This window comes from Cereibacter sp. Soil_C_27 (assembly GCF_057657095.1).
This window is the reverse complement of record NZ_JBDGJD010000001.1, coordinates 1090410-1103623: the sequence shown is the minus strand read 5'-3', so window position 1 is coordinate 1103623 and position 13214 is coordinate 1090410. Positions and strand designations below refer to the sequence as shown.

Genomic DNA, 13214 nt, shown 5'->3' with positions numbered 1-13214 from the left:
GTTTCCGAAAGGTTAAGACATGTCCCTGAAGCCCGTCGTCACCCGTTTCGCCCCCTCTCCGACGGGTTATCTGCACATCGGCGGCGGGCGCACGGCGCTGTTCAACTGGCTCTACGCCCGGGGCCGCGGCGGCAAGTTCCTCTTGCGCATCGAGGACACCGACCGCGAACGCTCCACCCCGGAGGCGACGGCGGCGATCCTCAAGGGACTGACCTGGCTCGGGCTCGACTGGGATGGCGATGTGGTCAGCCAGTTCGAGATGAAGGACCGCCATGCCGAGGTGGCGCGCGAGATGCTGGCCAAGGGTGCGGCCTACAAGTGCTTCTCGACGCAGGAGGAAATCGAGGCTTTCCGTGAGGCGGCGCGGGCCGAGGGCCGCTCCACCCTGTTCCAGAGCCCCTGGCGCGACGCCGATCCTTCGACCCATCCCGATGCGCCCTATGTGATCCGGATGCGCGCCCCACGCGAGGGCGAGACGGTGATCGAGGATGCGGTGCAGGGCACCGTGCGCTTCGGCAACGACCAGCTGGACGACATGGTTTGTTTACGCTCGGATGGTACCCCAACCTACATGCTGGCCGTGGTGGTCGACGATCACGACATGGGCGTGACCCATGTCATCCGGGGGGACGATCACCTGAACAACGCGGCGCGGCAGACGATGGTCTATCAGGCGATGGGATGGGACATCCCGGTCTGGGCGCATATTCCGCTGATCCACGGGCCGGACGGCAAGAAGCTGTCCAAGCGTCATGGCGCGGTGGGGATCGAGGAATATCAGGTGATGGGCTACCCCGCCGCCGGGATGCGCAACTACCTGACGCGGCTGGGCTGGGCGCATGGCGATGCGGAGTTCTTCACCACCGAGCAGGCGAAGGACTGGTTCGACCTGCCCGGAATCGGACGGGCGCCGGCACGACTCGATTTCAAGAAGCTCGAGAACCTCTGCGGGCAGCATATCGCCGCCATGGAGGATGCTGCGCTGCTGCATGAAATTCTGGCATATCTCGAAGCTGCCGGGAAACCTGCGCTGACCGGGCTGCAGCAGGACCGGCTGGGGCGCGGACTCTACAGCCTTAAGGACCGCGCGAAGACCTTCCCTGAACTGATTGAAAAGGCGGAATTTGCGCTGGTCTCCCGCCCGGTCGTGGCCGATGCGGCGGCGGGCAAGGCGCTCGACACGGTATCCCGTAGTATACTGGCAGAATTGACGCCGCGCCTGCGCAATGCTACGTGGTCAAAGGAAGATCTGGAGACGATCCTGACAGAGACCGCTGCCGCGCATGGTCTGGGTTTCGGCAAGCTGGCCGCCCCCTTGCGCGCGGCGCTCGCGGGGCGCACGGTGACGCCAAGCGTGTATGACATGATGCTGGTTCTCGGACAGGACGAGACGATTGCACGGCTGGAGGATGCTGCGGCCTGACCGGCCCCTCCCGCCCCCGGCCCTTCGGGGCACATGAGACTGACGCGATCTGCGCCCGCGCGGACCGCCCCGACCTTAAGAGGGGACGACCATGACCAAGACCGCTACCGTGACACTCGACGGCCAGGTGATCGACCTGCCGGTGCTGCACCCGACGCTCGGGCCGGATGTGATCGACATCCGCAAGCTCTACGCGCAGGGCGACGTCTTCACCTACGACCCGGGCTTCACCTCCACCGCCGCCTGCGAGAGCAACATCACCTATATCGATGGCGACGCGGGCGAGCTTCTGCACCGCGGCTACCCGATCGAGCAGCTGGCCGAGCATTCGCACCATCTCGAGGTCTGCTACCTGCTGCTCTACGGAGAGCTGCCGAACGCCGCGCAACTGGCGGATTTCGAATACCGCGTCTCGCACCACACCATGGTGCACGAGCAGATGCACTACTTCTTCCGTGGCTTCCGCCGCGACAGCCACCCGATGGCGACCATGGTGGGCGTGGTCGGCGCGATGTCGGCCTTCTACCATGACAGCCTCGACATCAACGACCCGTGGCAGCGCGAAGTGGCCGCGATCCGCATGATCGCCAAGCTGCCGACCATCGCAGCGATGGCCTACAAGTATTCGGTCGGCCAGCCGTTCAACTATCCGCAGAACCATCTCGATTACGCGGGCAACTTCCTGCACATGTGCTTTGCCGTTCCGGCCGAGCCCTATGTGGTGAACCCGGTGCTGGCCAAGGCGCTCGACCGGATCATGATGCTGCATGCCGATCACGAGCAGAACGCCTCGACCTCCACCGTGCGTCTGGCGGGCTCGTCGGGTGCCAACCCGTTTGCCTGCATCGCCGCCGGCATCGCCTGTCTCTGGGGCCCGGCGCATGGCGGGGCGAACCAGGCCTGTCTCGAGATGCTGCGCGAGATCGGCACCGTGGACCGCATCCCGGAATACATCGCCAAGGCCAAGGACAAGGACGATCCGTTCCGCCTGATGGGCTTCGGCCACCGGGTCTACAAGAACTTCGACCCGCGCGCCAAGGTGATGAAGGAGAGCGCCGACGAGGTGCTGGGCCTGCTCGGGATCGAGAACAACCCGACGCTGCAGGTCGCCAAGGAGCTGGAGCGCATCGCGCTGGAGGACGAGTATTTCGTCTCGAAGAAGCTCTATCCGAACGTCGACTTCTACTCGGGCATCATCCTCGACGCGATGGGCTTCCCGACCTCGATGTTCACGCCGATCTTCGCGCTGTCGCGCACCGTCGGCTGGATCTCGCAGTGGAAGGAAATGATCGGCGATCCCACCCAGAAGATCGGCCGCCCGCGCCAGCTCTACACCGGCGAAGTGCGGCGCGACTACATCGACGTGCGTCACCGCTGAAACGGAGAGGGCGGCTCCTGCGGGAGCCGCCCTTTCTCCTAGCCCCGACCGTCCAGTGTGGTCAGGGCGCCGTAAAGCTCCGGCCTGCGGTCGCGGAACAGGCCCCAGCTCGCGCGCAGCGCGGCGATGGCCTCCAGATCCAGCGTCGCCACCAGCACCTCCTCCGCCTCCCGCCCTGCCTTGGCCAGAAGCTGCCCGCTCTGGTCGGCGATGAAGGACGAGCCGTAGAAGGTCACTTCCGTGCCCTCGGGCGCCGCCTCGGTGCCGATGCGGTTGGAGGCCACCACCGGCAAGATGTTCGCCGCCGCATGGCCGCGCATCACCATCTCCCAATGCGGCTGGCTGTCGTAGCCGGGCGCGGGCGGCTCCGACCCTATGGCGGTCGGGTAGAGCAGCAGCTCCGCCCCCTGCAGCGCCATGGCGCGGGCACATTCCGGAAACCACTGATCCCAGCAGATGCCGACGCCGATCCGGCCGAACGCCGTGTCCCAGGTGCGAAAGCCTGTGTCGCCGGGGGAGAAGTAGTATTTCTCCTCATAGCCCGGCCCCTGCGGGATGTGGCTCTTGCGGTAGCTGCCGAGCACGGTGCCATCGGCGTCGATCATGGCGAGCGCATTGAAATGCGCCTGCCCGGCCTTCTCGAAGACCGAGAGCGGCAGCACCACGCCAAGCTCGTGCGCCAGCGCGGAGAAGCGCGCGATCAGCGGGTGGCCCTGCAGCGGGGCGGCGAGAGCCAGATATTCGGGGCGCTGGGTGATGCAGAAATAGGGCGTGGCGAAGAGTTCCTGGATCAGCACCACCTGCGCCCCCTGCCCCGCCGCCTGCCGCACCAGCGCCTCGGCGCGGTCGGCATTGGCGGGCAGATCCCAGGAACAGGCGAATTGTGTGGCGGCGACGGTGATCTGGCGCATGGGGCTCTCCGGTTTCCCCGCACTCTGCCTGCCACGGCGGCGCGGGGGAAGCCCCCTCGACAGCGGCGGGCGGGCTTGCGACAAAGGCAAAAAGCCGGAGTCTCCCATGCCCCTTTTCGCCGCCAGCCCCGCCGACCTGCCCGACCGCGAGACGCTCCTGTCGATGTCGGGGCTGGAGTTCATGCAGGGCATGATGGAGGGGCGGCTGCCGCAGCCGACCATTGCCGGGCTCTTGAACTACCGGCTTGACGCGGTCGGCCCCGGCAGCGCGCGGTTCCGCGGTACGCCGGAGTTTGCGCACACCAACCCCTTCGGCGGGGTGCATGGCGGCTGGTATGGCACGGTGCTGGATTCGGTCATGGGCTGTGCGGTGATGACCACTGTGCCGAAGGGGCGCTGGTACACGACGCTGGAGTTCAAGGTTAACATCACCCGCGCCCTGCCGGTGGGGATGGAGATCGTCGCCGAGGGCGAGATCGAACATTCCGGGCGCAGCACCGCCGTCTCGCTGGGGCGTATCCGCGGGGCGGAGGATGGCAAGCTCTATGCCACCGGCTCCACCACCTGTCTTATCATGGGCTAGGATCGGCGGTGCCCTGCCCGGAGGGCTGCCAGAGCCAACGGCGACGGCGCGGGACCGGGCGGCGGGCGCTGGGGTGCAGGTATTCGGTCGGGTCGCGCCCGACCTGACGGCGGTGGCGCAGCAGGAAGATCTTGCCCCAGCCGGTGAAGGTGCCCGCCATCGGCGCCTCGGGATCGCAGGGAAAGCGGTTGCGCCAGCCCTCGGGCAGCTCCAGCCCGCAACCCTCGGCACGCTCCAGCATCCAGACCAGCGGGATATTGGCCAGAGGGCGCGCGTCGAGCCGCCCGCCGATCTGGCCGCCGACATCGCCATGGCTGCCGCGGAACCACGCCTGCTGCACGATTTGGCCGTGATGCGGGCAATCCCAGAGCACCGGCTCGAACACGTCGCGCGTCTCGTCCAAGGCCAGCGCGTGAAAGCCGTGCCGCACCGAGCGGCCGAGCCGGTGGCTGTGGAAGGCGTGCTGATCCACGGTCAGCTTCCAGAACAACGGCAGGCAGAGGCCGAGGGCCTTCACCGTGTCCCAGACCCCGACCATCTCGATCGTTGCCTCGGGATGGCAATGCGCGCGGGCGAAAGCGCGGGCGGCGGCGCGGTCCGGCCCGCTCTGGTAGTGGCGGTAGGCGAGTTGCACGTTGCGCTCGGTCGCCTGCTCGCGGGTCAGGAGGCCGACGCGGTCGATCACCCCGGCCAGCGAACGCACGGCATAGGCGCCGCGCGAATAGCCGAAGAGATAGATCCGGTCGCCCGGCTGGTAATGCGAGGCGAGATAGCCATAGGCGCGGCGGATCTGCCGGTTGATGCCCCGCCCCAGCGCCACGTCGCCAATGCGCAGCCAGCCGCCCCATTGCACGCCCGGCTCGTAATAGACGGTGCGATGCGCCCGCCGCCGCCCCTCGCGCAAGAGGCGGAAGGTGAGCCCGGCATTGGTCTCGAAACCCGGGTCGAGCGTCGACATGGTGCCGTCGAGGATGATGACGTGATGCACGGCACCCCGGCGCGCACCATGCGCCGGAGGGGTCGCGGCCTGCGTGGCGACGACCGGATGCGGGCGGAACCAGTGGCGCAGGCGCTTGATCAGCGACATGGTGTCTCAGCCTCGGGGCAGCTGGGTCTGCGGCGGCAGGGCATCGGCTGATCGGGTCGAAACATCGCATGCGTCCACTGTTACAGGGACAAAAGTAAACCCCCGGCTGGGCGGTTCCAGCCGGGGGTTCAAATTCTTGACGGAAAAGCTGAATTACAACTTAAGCGACAGGACGGTGGCCATGCTCAACTCTCCGAAGCCGTTGAAGCGGGTGTTGGTCACGGTGGAATAGGCGCCCATGCCCTGAAACACCACGAAGTCACCTTCCTGGATGTCGGCGACCAGCGGCAGCTCGCCCGGCAGACGGTCGACCGAGTCGCAGGTCGGGCCGAACAGGATGCGGTCGCGCGTCTCGCCGTCGCGGCGCTTGCCCTCGGGGGTCAGCACCACCACACGGTCGATCACCCCGATCAGCGGCAGCTCGGTCAGCGCGCCATAGACGCCGTCGTTGAGGAAGACATGGCTGTCGTCGCGCACCGCCTTGACCCGCGCCGCGAGCGTGAAGGCGTCGGCGCAGATGCCGCGGCCCGGCTCGCAGATCAGGAGCGGACGGTTGTCGCCGAAGGCCTCGGTCGCCACGCGGTCGATCAGGTCGAAGATCGCCTCCAGCTCCGGCTCCACCCCGTTCAGCCGGTGCGACGGGAAGCCGCCGCCGACGTTGAGCCGGGCGATGGTGACGCCGGCGATCTGCGCGATCTCGGCGGCGGTGCGGATGTAGGTCTCCCAGGCCGCCGGATCGGTGCATTGCGTGCCCGGGTGGAAGGTGAGCGAGGGGATGAAGCCCGCCTCGGCCACGGTCTTCAGCAGGTCTTCGGCCAGCTCGACCGTCGCGCCAAACTTGGCGCCGAAGTTGTAGGCGGCACCCGAGACCGGCAGCTTGAAGCGCACCGAGATCTCGCAGCCGTCGGAGGGCACGAGCTCGATCAGCTTGGCCAGCTCGGTCTTCGAATCGACCGACCAGCTTTTCACGCCCATCTCGACGCCCACCGCGATTTCGGCGCGGGAGCGGACGGGGTTGTTGTAATGCAGCGCCGCATCGGGGGCGAGGCGGCGGATCATGCGGATCTCGTAGGGCGAGGCCACGTCATACCCACGGATCCCGGCGGCGGCGAGGTTCTCGATCACCACCTCTTCGGGGTTCGACTTCACCGCATAGGTGACCATGCCCGGAAAGCCGTCGATGAAGCGACGGGCGGTTGCCTGCAGCACTGCGGGCGAAATGAACAGCACCGGAGTTTCCGGGGCCACGGACCGCAGGTATTCTGCCGGATTGGTCCAGATTGTTTTCGAGAGTCCCATCGGCGCATTCCCTTCTGCCAACAAGACGCAAGCCCTCTGCCCGTGATACAAGGGAGTGGGAGGCACCTGCGCGGTTATCAAAAACCAGGCCAGGTGCGTATGAGCCGCCCTTTTCCTGAAAACAAGGATGCTTGAAATGGCGCACAACTTCACCGATCAAAAGTGTAGATTTGCGAGATATATTCGTTATAATGACGAAAAAACCGGGCACAATGTATGGACGACCTCGATAGAAGCATTCTCGGCCTGCTGGGCGCCGACGCGCGCACCTCGGTGGCGACTCTCGCCCGCCGGTTGAAGGTTGCCCGCTCCACCATTCAGGCGCGGCTGGAGCGGCTGGAGACCTCCGGCGTCATCGCGGGCTATACGCTCAAGCTTGGGGAATCGGCGCGGCAGGGGCGGCTCCGGGCCTCGGTGCTGCTGACGATCGAGCCGCGGGCGCAGGCCAACATCCTCACCCGGCTGAAGGCCATCGCCGAGGTGGAGCGGGTCTCGACCACCTCGGGGCGGTTCGACCTGCTGCTGCAGATCGCGGCGCCGAGCACGCAGGTGCTGGACCAGGTGCTGGATCAGGTGGGGGCGATGACCGGGGTGAAATCGTCGGAGAGCCTCATTCATCTGAGCACGCGGATCGACCGGGCGGTGTGATTGATGTGGGCGGAGGTGGTGGGGTTTTACTCCACCATTCCCCGCCGCCCCCCTCCTTCCGCCCGATGCACCGCGCATGCACATCCGATGCACGGGTCATGCGCATCCGACGCGGAGCTTCGGCAATAGAAGGCTTGGCCTTGCCCCCGGGCTTCGCTAGACCAAGCCCAAGCAAAAACGGGGCCATGCCATGATGGAAAAGACGTTCAACGCCGCCGAGGCCGAGGCCCGGCTCTATGCCGCCTGGGAAGAGGCCGGCGCGTTCAAGGCCGGGGCCAATGCCTCGCGGCCCGAGACCTTCTGCATCATGATCCCGCCGCCGAACGTGACGGGCTCGCTGCACATGGGCCATGCCTTCAACAACACCCTGCAGGACATCCTCACCCGCTGGCACCGGATGCGCGGCTTCGACACGCTCTGGCAGCCGGGGCAGGACCATGCCGGGATCGCCACGCAGATGGTGGTCGAGCGCGAGCTGGCGAAGAGCCAGCTGCCCTCGCGCCGCGAGATGGGGCGCGAGGCCTTCCTCGAGAAGGTCTGGGAGTGGAAGGAGCAATCCGGCGGCACGATCATCAATCAGCTGAAGCGGCTCGGCGCCTCCTGCGACTGGTCGCGCAACGCCTTCACGATGGATGCCAACTTCCAGCAGGCGGTCATCAAGGTCTTCGTCGATCTCTACGACAAGGGGCTGATCTACCGCGGCAAGCGGCTGGTGAACTGGGACCCGCATTTCGAGACGGCGATCTCGGATCTCGAGGTGGAGAACATCGAGGTCACGGGCCACATGTGGCACTTCAAGTATCCGCTGGCCGGCGGCGAGACCTACACCTATGTCGAGAAGGACGCCGAGGGGAACATCACCCTGTCGGAAGAGCGCGACTACATCTCAATCGCCACCACCCGGCCCGAGACCATGCTGGGCGATGGCGCGGTGGCGGTGCATCCGTCGGACGAGCGGTATGCGCCGATCGTCGGCAAGCTCTGCGAGATCCCGGTGGGGCCGAAGGGCGAGCGGCGGTTGATCCCGATCATCACCGACGACTATCCCGATCCGGCCTTCGGCTCGGGCGCGGTGAAGATCACCGGGGCGCATGACTTCAACGACTATGGCGTGGCGATGCGGCATGGCATCCCGCTCTATCCTCTGATGGACACCAAGGGCGTGATGCGGCGCGACGATGCCGAGGACAACATGGTGCCCGACCGCTATCGCGGGCTGGACCGTTTCGCCTGCCGGACGCAGGTGATCGAAGACATCACCGCCGAGGGTCTGGCGGTCATGGTGGCCGATGCCGAAGGCAACCTCGTGCCCTACGTCGAAGCCAAGAAGATCATGCAGCCGTTCGGCGACCGCTCGAAGGTGGTGATCGAGCCGATGCTGACCGACCAATGGTTCGTCGATACCGCCAAGATCGTGCAGCCCGCCATCGACGCGGTGCGCAAGGGCGACACCGAGATCCTGCCGGAGCGCGATGCGAAGGTGTATTTCCACTGGCTGGAGAACATCGAGCCCTGGTGCATCTCGCGCCAGCTCTGGTGGGGGCATCAGATCCCGGTGTGGTACGGGCTCGACATCTGGCCGACCGGCTTCCGCGATGACGAGGGCGATCAGGCGCTGGACGAGGTGGAGATCTTCCGCCTGCTGTCGGACGGCGCCTTCAACCACGCGGGGCCGGTGCATCATTGCGCCGCCGATCTGGCTGGCGTGGAGGCGAAGTTCCTTGACGATGTCGCCGCCCTGCCCGCGCCGCTGAACCATGCCCGCATCGTCGAGGTGGCCGACCGGGCCGAGGCGATCGACCGGCTGGCCGAGAGCCTTGCGCAGTACAACCTCAGCCAGGACCCGACGCAGCTGGTCTATCCGGTCTGGCGCGACCCGGACGTGCTCGACACCTGGTTCTCCTCGGGGCTCTGGCCGATCGGCACGCTGGGCTGGCCGGAGGCGACGCCGGAGCTCGAGCGCTACTTCCCGACCAACGTGCTGATCACCGGCTTCGACATCATCTTCTTCTGGGTGGCCCGGATGATGATGATGCAGCTCGCCGTGGTCGATCAGGTGCCGTTCAAGACCGTCTATGTCCATGCGCTCGTCCGGGACGAGAAGGGCAAGAAGATGTCGAAATCCTTGGGCAACGTGCTCGATCCGCTGGAGCTGATCGACGATTACGGCGCCGATGCGGTGCGTTTCACGGTGACGGCGATGGCGGCGATGGGGCGCGACCTGAAGCTGTCGACGGCGCGGATCGCGGGCTATCGCAACTTCGGCACCAAGCTGTGGAACGCCTGCCGCTTCGCCGAGATGAACGGCGTCTGGGAAGGCCATGTCACCGGCCCCGCCCCGGCGGCGCAGGCGACGGTGAACCGCTGGATCATCGGCGAGACCGGCCGGGTGCGCGAGGAGGTCGATGCGGCGCTGGCGGCCTACCGCTTCGACGCGGCGGCCAATGCGCTCTACGCCTTTGTCTGGGGCAAGGTCTGCGACTGGTATGTGGAGTTCGCGAAGCCCCTGTTCGACGGCGATCAGGCGGCGGAGACGCGGGCGACGATGGGCTGGGTGCTGGATCAGTGCATGATCCTCTTGCATCCGATCATGCCGTTTGTCACCGAGGAGCTCTGGGCGACGACGGGGACGCGGGCGAAGATGCTGGCGCACACCGACTGGCCCACCTACGGGGCCGAGCTGGTGGACCAGGCGGCGGATCGCGAGATGACCTGGGTGATCGGGCTGATCGACGAGATCCGCTCGGCCCGGGCGCAGATGCATGTGCCGGCGGGGCTGAAGCTCGACATGCTGCAGCTGTCACTCGACGAGGCTGGGCGTGGCGCCTGGGCGCGCAACGAAGCGCTGATCAAGCGGCTGGCGCGGTTGGAGAGCCTGACCGAGGCGGCGGTGATGCCGAAAGGCGCGCTGACCGTGGCGGTGGAGGGCGGCAGCTTCGCCATTCCGCTGGAAGGCATCATCGACATCGCCGAGGAGAAGGCGCGGCTGTCGAAGACGCTGGAGAAGCTGGAAAAGGACATGGGCGGGCTGCGCGGCCGGCTGAACAACCCCAATTTCGTCGCCTCGGCCAAGGAAGAGGTGGTGGAGGAGACCCGCGAGAAGCTGGAACAGGGCGAGGCGGAAGCGGTGAAGCTGCGCGCGGCGCTGGTGCGTCTGGCCGAAGTGGGGTGAGCCTGGGCTTGCTGGTCCGGAGCGCGGACCGGCAGATGAGGAAGGGCCGCGCCGGGGGTTGCCTCTCGGCGCGGGGGTGGCCCCTGCCGGTGACGGGTGCCGAAGCCGCGAGCTTGGGATCATGGCTGTGGCGGGGGTGGTGCCCGACGAGATGGCGCTGAAGAAGCAGGGGCCGATGCCGCGCGATCTCCCGGTGAGTCGGGCGGAGGCGGTCCTGCGGGGGGAAAGATTTTTCGGAAGATCTTGCAAGATCCTCCGCAGGATCTTGCCGGTGCGCGCGTGGTCGGTGGGGGCCAAGAGTTTTCTGAAAACTCTTGGCAAAATCCTTCTGAAGGATTTTGCCGTCCGAGATCAGCCCCGGGTCGTGCCCTTCTTCTGGCAATAGGGCTGCACGCGGGTCCAGGCGGCCATGTCGGCGCGCTTGTTGGCGTTGCGGAACGGCGCCCAGTCGCGGCCGAGGCCGAAGCGGCCGTTGCCGGCAACCATCTGGTCGCGGCTCACCTGCTTGGCCACGATTTCCACCGCGCAGGTCAGGTTGGCGCCGCCATCCTTCAACGCGCCGGTGCTGGTCGCGTCGCAGCCATGGGCGCGGGCGGTGCCGGGAGCGATCTGGGTCAGGCCGATCCAGCGGCCGCCGCCGCCCGAGGCGAGCGGGTTCCAGGTGCTCTCGTGCTTGGCCAGCGCCGAGAGGATGCCCGACCAGAAGGCACGGCGCTCCTCGACCGAGGCTTCGGGATAGCCGGGGCACCAGGTGTCGATGTCGGAGGGGACGGTCATTGTCAGTTGCGGATCGTTCTCGGCCACGGCGAGCAGGGTCTTCTGCGTCCAGATCTCGGCTTCCGGCCGGAAGTCCCAGCGCATCACGGGAAGCGTGTCCGGCTTCGGGGAACCTGCCTCGGAGCAGGAGATCGGCAGAGCCAGCACAAGGCCAAGAAGGATCGTTCGTAACTGCATCGGTTCCGCGCTCGTGGCGCCGCATCCTTGTGCGACCCGCAGCTTGTGCCAACCGCATGGGCGTTCTGGCAACCCGGTCGATGGGATGTCGGCGCCATTCCGCCCGTGGCGGACTTGCTCTCAGGCGCTCCGTTGCCTAGAACCATGCTGCGACCGGAGGGACGATTGCCATGCTTGACCTGACCTATGAAACCCCGAAACCCAAGCTGATCGCCGGGGCGAAGCACGACTGGGAACTGGTGATCGGCATGGAGATCCATGCGCAGGTCTCGTCCAATGCCAAGCTGTTCTCGGGCGCCTCGACCCGCTTCGGCGCCGAGCCGAACAGCAACGTGGCCTTCGTCGACGCCGCCATGCCGGGCATGCTGCCGGTGATCAACGAATTCTGCATCGAGCAGGCGGTGCGCACCGGGCTGGGGCTGAAGGCAGAGATCCACCTGCGCTCGGCCTTCGATCGGAAGAACTATTTCTACCCCGACCTGCCGCAGGGCTATCAGATTTCCCAGCTTTACCATCCCATTGTCGGCGAGGGCGAAGTGCTGGTCGAGATGGGTCCGGGTGTGGCGCGGCTGGTCCGGATCGAGCGCATCCATCTGGAGCAGGACGCGGGCAAGTCGATCCACGACATGGACCCGACGCTGTCCTTCGTCGATTTCAACCGCACCGGCGTGGCGCTGATGGAAATCGTCAGCCGTCCCGACATCCGCGGGCCGGAGGAGGCGGCGGCCTATGTCACCAAGCTGCGGCAGATCCTGCGGTATCTGGGCACCTGCGACGGCAACATGCAGAACGGCAACCTGCGGGCCGATGTGAACGTCTCGGTCTGTCTGCCGGGGCAATACGAGAAGTATCAGGCGACTCAGGACTTCTCGCATCTGGGCACGCGCTGCGAGATCAAGAACATGAACTCGATGCGCTTCATGACGCAGGCCATCGATTACGAGGCGCGGCGGCAGATCGCGATTCTCGAGGATGGCGGCTCGATCGTGCAGGAGACCCGGCTCTACGATCCGGACAAGGGCGAGACGCGCTCGATGCGGTCGAAGGAAGAGGCGCATGACTATCGCTACTTCCCCTGCCCCGACCTCCTGCCGCTGGAGATCGAGCAGGCCTGGGTCGATGACATCGCGGCTTCAATGCCGGAGCTGCCCGACGCCAAGAAGGCGCGGTTCATAGGCGATTTCGGCCTGACCGACTACGACGCCAACGTGCTGACGGCGGATCTCGAATCGGCGGCCTTCTTCGAGACGGTGGCCAAGGGCCGCGACGGCAAGATGGCGGCGAACTGGGTGATCAACGAGCTGTTCGGCCGGTTGAACAAGCAGGGTCTGACCATCGCCGAGACGCCGGTTTCCTCCGCGCAGCTCGGCGGGATGATCGACCTGATCGGTTCGGGCGAGATTTCCGGCAAGATGGCCAAGGAGCTGTTCGAGATCCTCTGGACCGAGGGCGGCGATCCGGCGGAGCAGGCGGCCAAACATGGCATGAAGCAGGTGACCGACACCGGGGCCATCGAGGCGGCGGTGGACGAGATCATCGCGGCCAACCCGGGTCAGGTGGAGAAGGCCAAGGCGAACCCCAAGCTTGCGGGCTGGTTCACCGGGCAGGTGCTGAAGGCCACGGGCGGCAAGGCCAATCCGGCCACTGTCAACGCGCTGGTGGCGCAGAAGCTGGGACTCTGATCGGCTCCGGGGGCGCGTCCCCCGGCGCGGTTCCGCCAGTTGCAGCAGGGTCGGGCAAAGGGACTTGGCGGGAAATG

10 protein-coding genes are annotated in these 13214 nt (G+C 66.4%); 6 read left to right on the top strand and 4 right to left on the bottom strand.

Annotated elements, in window-relative coordinates; translation table 11 throughout:
• Window positions 1–19 precede the first annotated feature (19 nt).
• Both gltX and gltA read left to right on the top strand, forming a co-directional pair.
• Entirely contained in the window at window positions 20–1423 is a 1404-nt protein-coding gene (gltX, locus tag AC3A5Z_RS05435) for a glutamate--tRNA ligase (RefSeq protein WP_487518346.1), read from the top strand.
• A 91-nt stretch (window positions 1424–1514) separates the two neighbouring features.
• Entirely contained in the window at window positions 1515–2801 is a 1287-nt protein-coding gene (gene gltA / locus AC3A5Z_RS05430; protein ID WP_487518345.1) for a citrate synthase, read from the top strand.
• A gap of 38 nt (window positions 2802–2839) precedes the next feature.
• Here the strand turns inward: gltA and aguB are convergent, their stop codons facing one another.
• A complete protein-coding gene (gene aguB / locus AC3A5Z_RS05425) occupies window positions 2840–3712 on the bottom strand; it encodes an N-carbamoylputrescine amidase (RefSeq protein ID WP_487518344.1) in 873 nt (290 codons plus the stop codon).
• Between the two features lie 106 nt (window positions 3713–3818).
• On the opposite strand from aguB, the gene AC3A5Z_RS05420 reads away from it, so the two are divergent.
• Window positions 3819–4295: a PaaI family thioesterase gene (locus tag AC3A5Z_RS05420; protein WP_487518343.1), complete on the top strand. Its 477-nt coding sequence runs from the start codon at window positions 3819–3821 to the stop codon at window positions 4293–4295.
• On the opposite strand, the gene AC3A5Z_RS05415 is transcribed toward AC3A5Z_RS05420, so the two are convergent.
• Both AC3A5Z_RS05415 and AC3A5Z_RS05410 read right to left on the bottom strand, forming a co-directional pair.
• Entirely contained in the window at window positions 4285–5382 is a 1098-nt protein-coding gene (locus AC3A5Z_RS05415) for a T6SS phospholipase effector Tle1-like catalytic domain-containing protein (protein WP_487518342.1), read from the bottom strand. The two genes, AC3A5Z_RS05420 and AC3A5Z_RS05415, sit on opposite strands and share 11 nt — an antisense overlap.
• Window positions 5383–5535: 153 nt before the next feature.
• Window positions 5536–6681 (bottom strand): type III PLP-dependent enzyme, encoded by a 1146-nt coding sequence (locus AC3A5Z_RS05410; RefSeq protein WP_487518341.1) that lies wholly within the window; start codon window positions 6679–6681, stop codon window positions 5536–5538.
• 216 nt (window positions 6682–6897) lie between these two features.
• Between AC3A5Z_RS05410 and AC3A5Z_RS05405 the strand changes: the two genes are divergently transcribed.
• Together AC3A5Z_RS05405 and AC3A5Z_RS05400 are read left to right on the top strand one after the other, a co-directional pair.
• The gene (locus tag AC3A5Z_RS05405; RefSeq protein ID WP_487518340.1) at window positions 6898–7329 is read left to right on the top strand and encodes an Lrp/AsnC family transcriptional regulator; all 432 of its coding nucleotides are present in this window, start codon (window positions 6898–6900) and stop codon (window positions 7327–7329) included.
• A 193-nt stretch (window positions 7330–7522) separates the two neighbouring features.
• Window positions 7523–10501, top strand: a complete 2979-nt coding sequence (locus AC3A5Z_RS05400) for a valine--tRNA ligase (protein ID WP_487518640.1) — start codon at window positions 7523–7525, stop codon at window positions 10499–10501.
• Window positions 10502–10852: 351 nt separating this feature from the next.
• On the opposite strand, the gene AC3A5Z_RS05395 is transcribed toward AC3A5Z_RS05400, so the two are convergent.
• Window positions 10853–11455, bottom strand: coding sequence for a transglycosylase SLT domain-containing protein (locus AC3A5Z_RS05395; protein ID WP_487518339.1), 603 nt, complete (start codon window positions 11453–11455; stop codon window positions 10853–10855).
• A gap of 170 nt (window positions 11456–11625) precedes the next feature.
• Here AC3A5Z_RS05395 and gatB point away from each other — a divergent pair, with 170 nt between their 5' ends.
• Window positions 11626–13137: an Asp-tRNA(Asn)/Glu-tRNA(Gln) amidotransferase subunit GatB gene (gene gatB / locus AC3A5Z_RS05390; RefSeq protein ID WP_487518338.1), complete on the top strand. Its 1512-nt coding sequence runs from the start codon at window positions 11626–11628 to the stop codon at window positions 13135–13137.
• The last annotated feature ends 77 nt before the right edge of the window (window positions 13138–13214 follow it).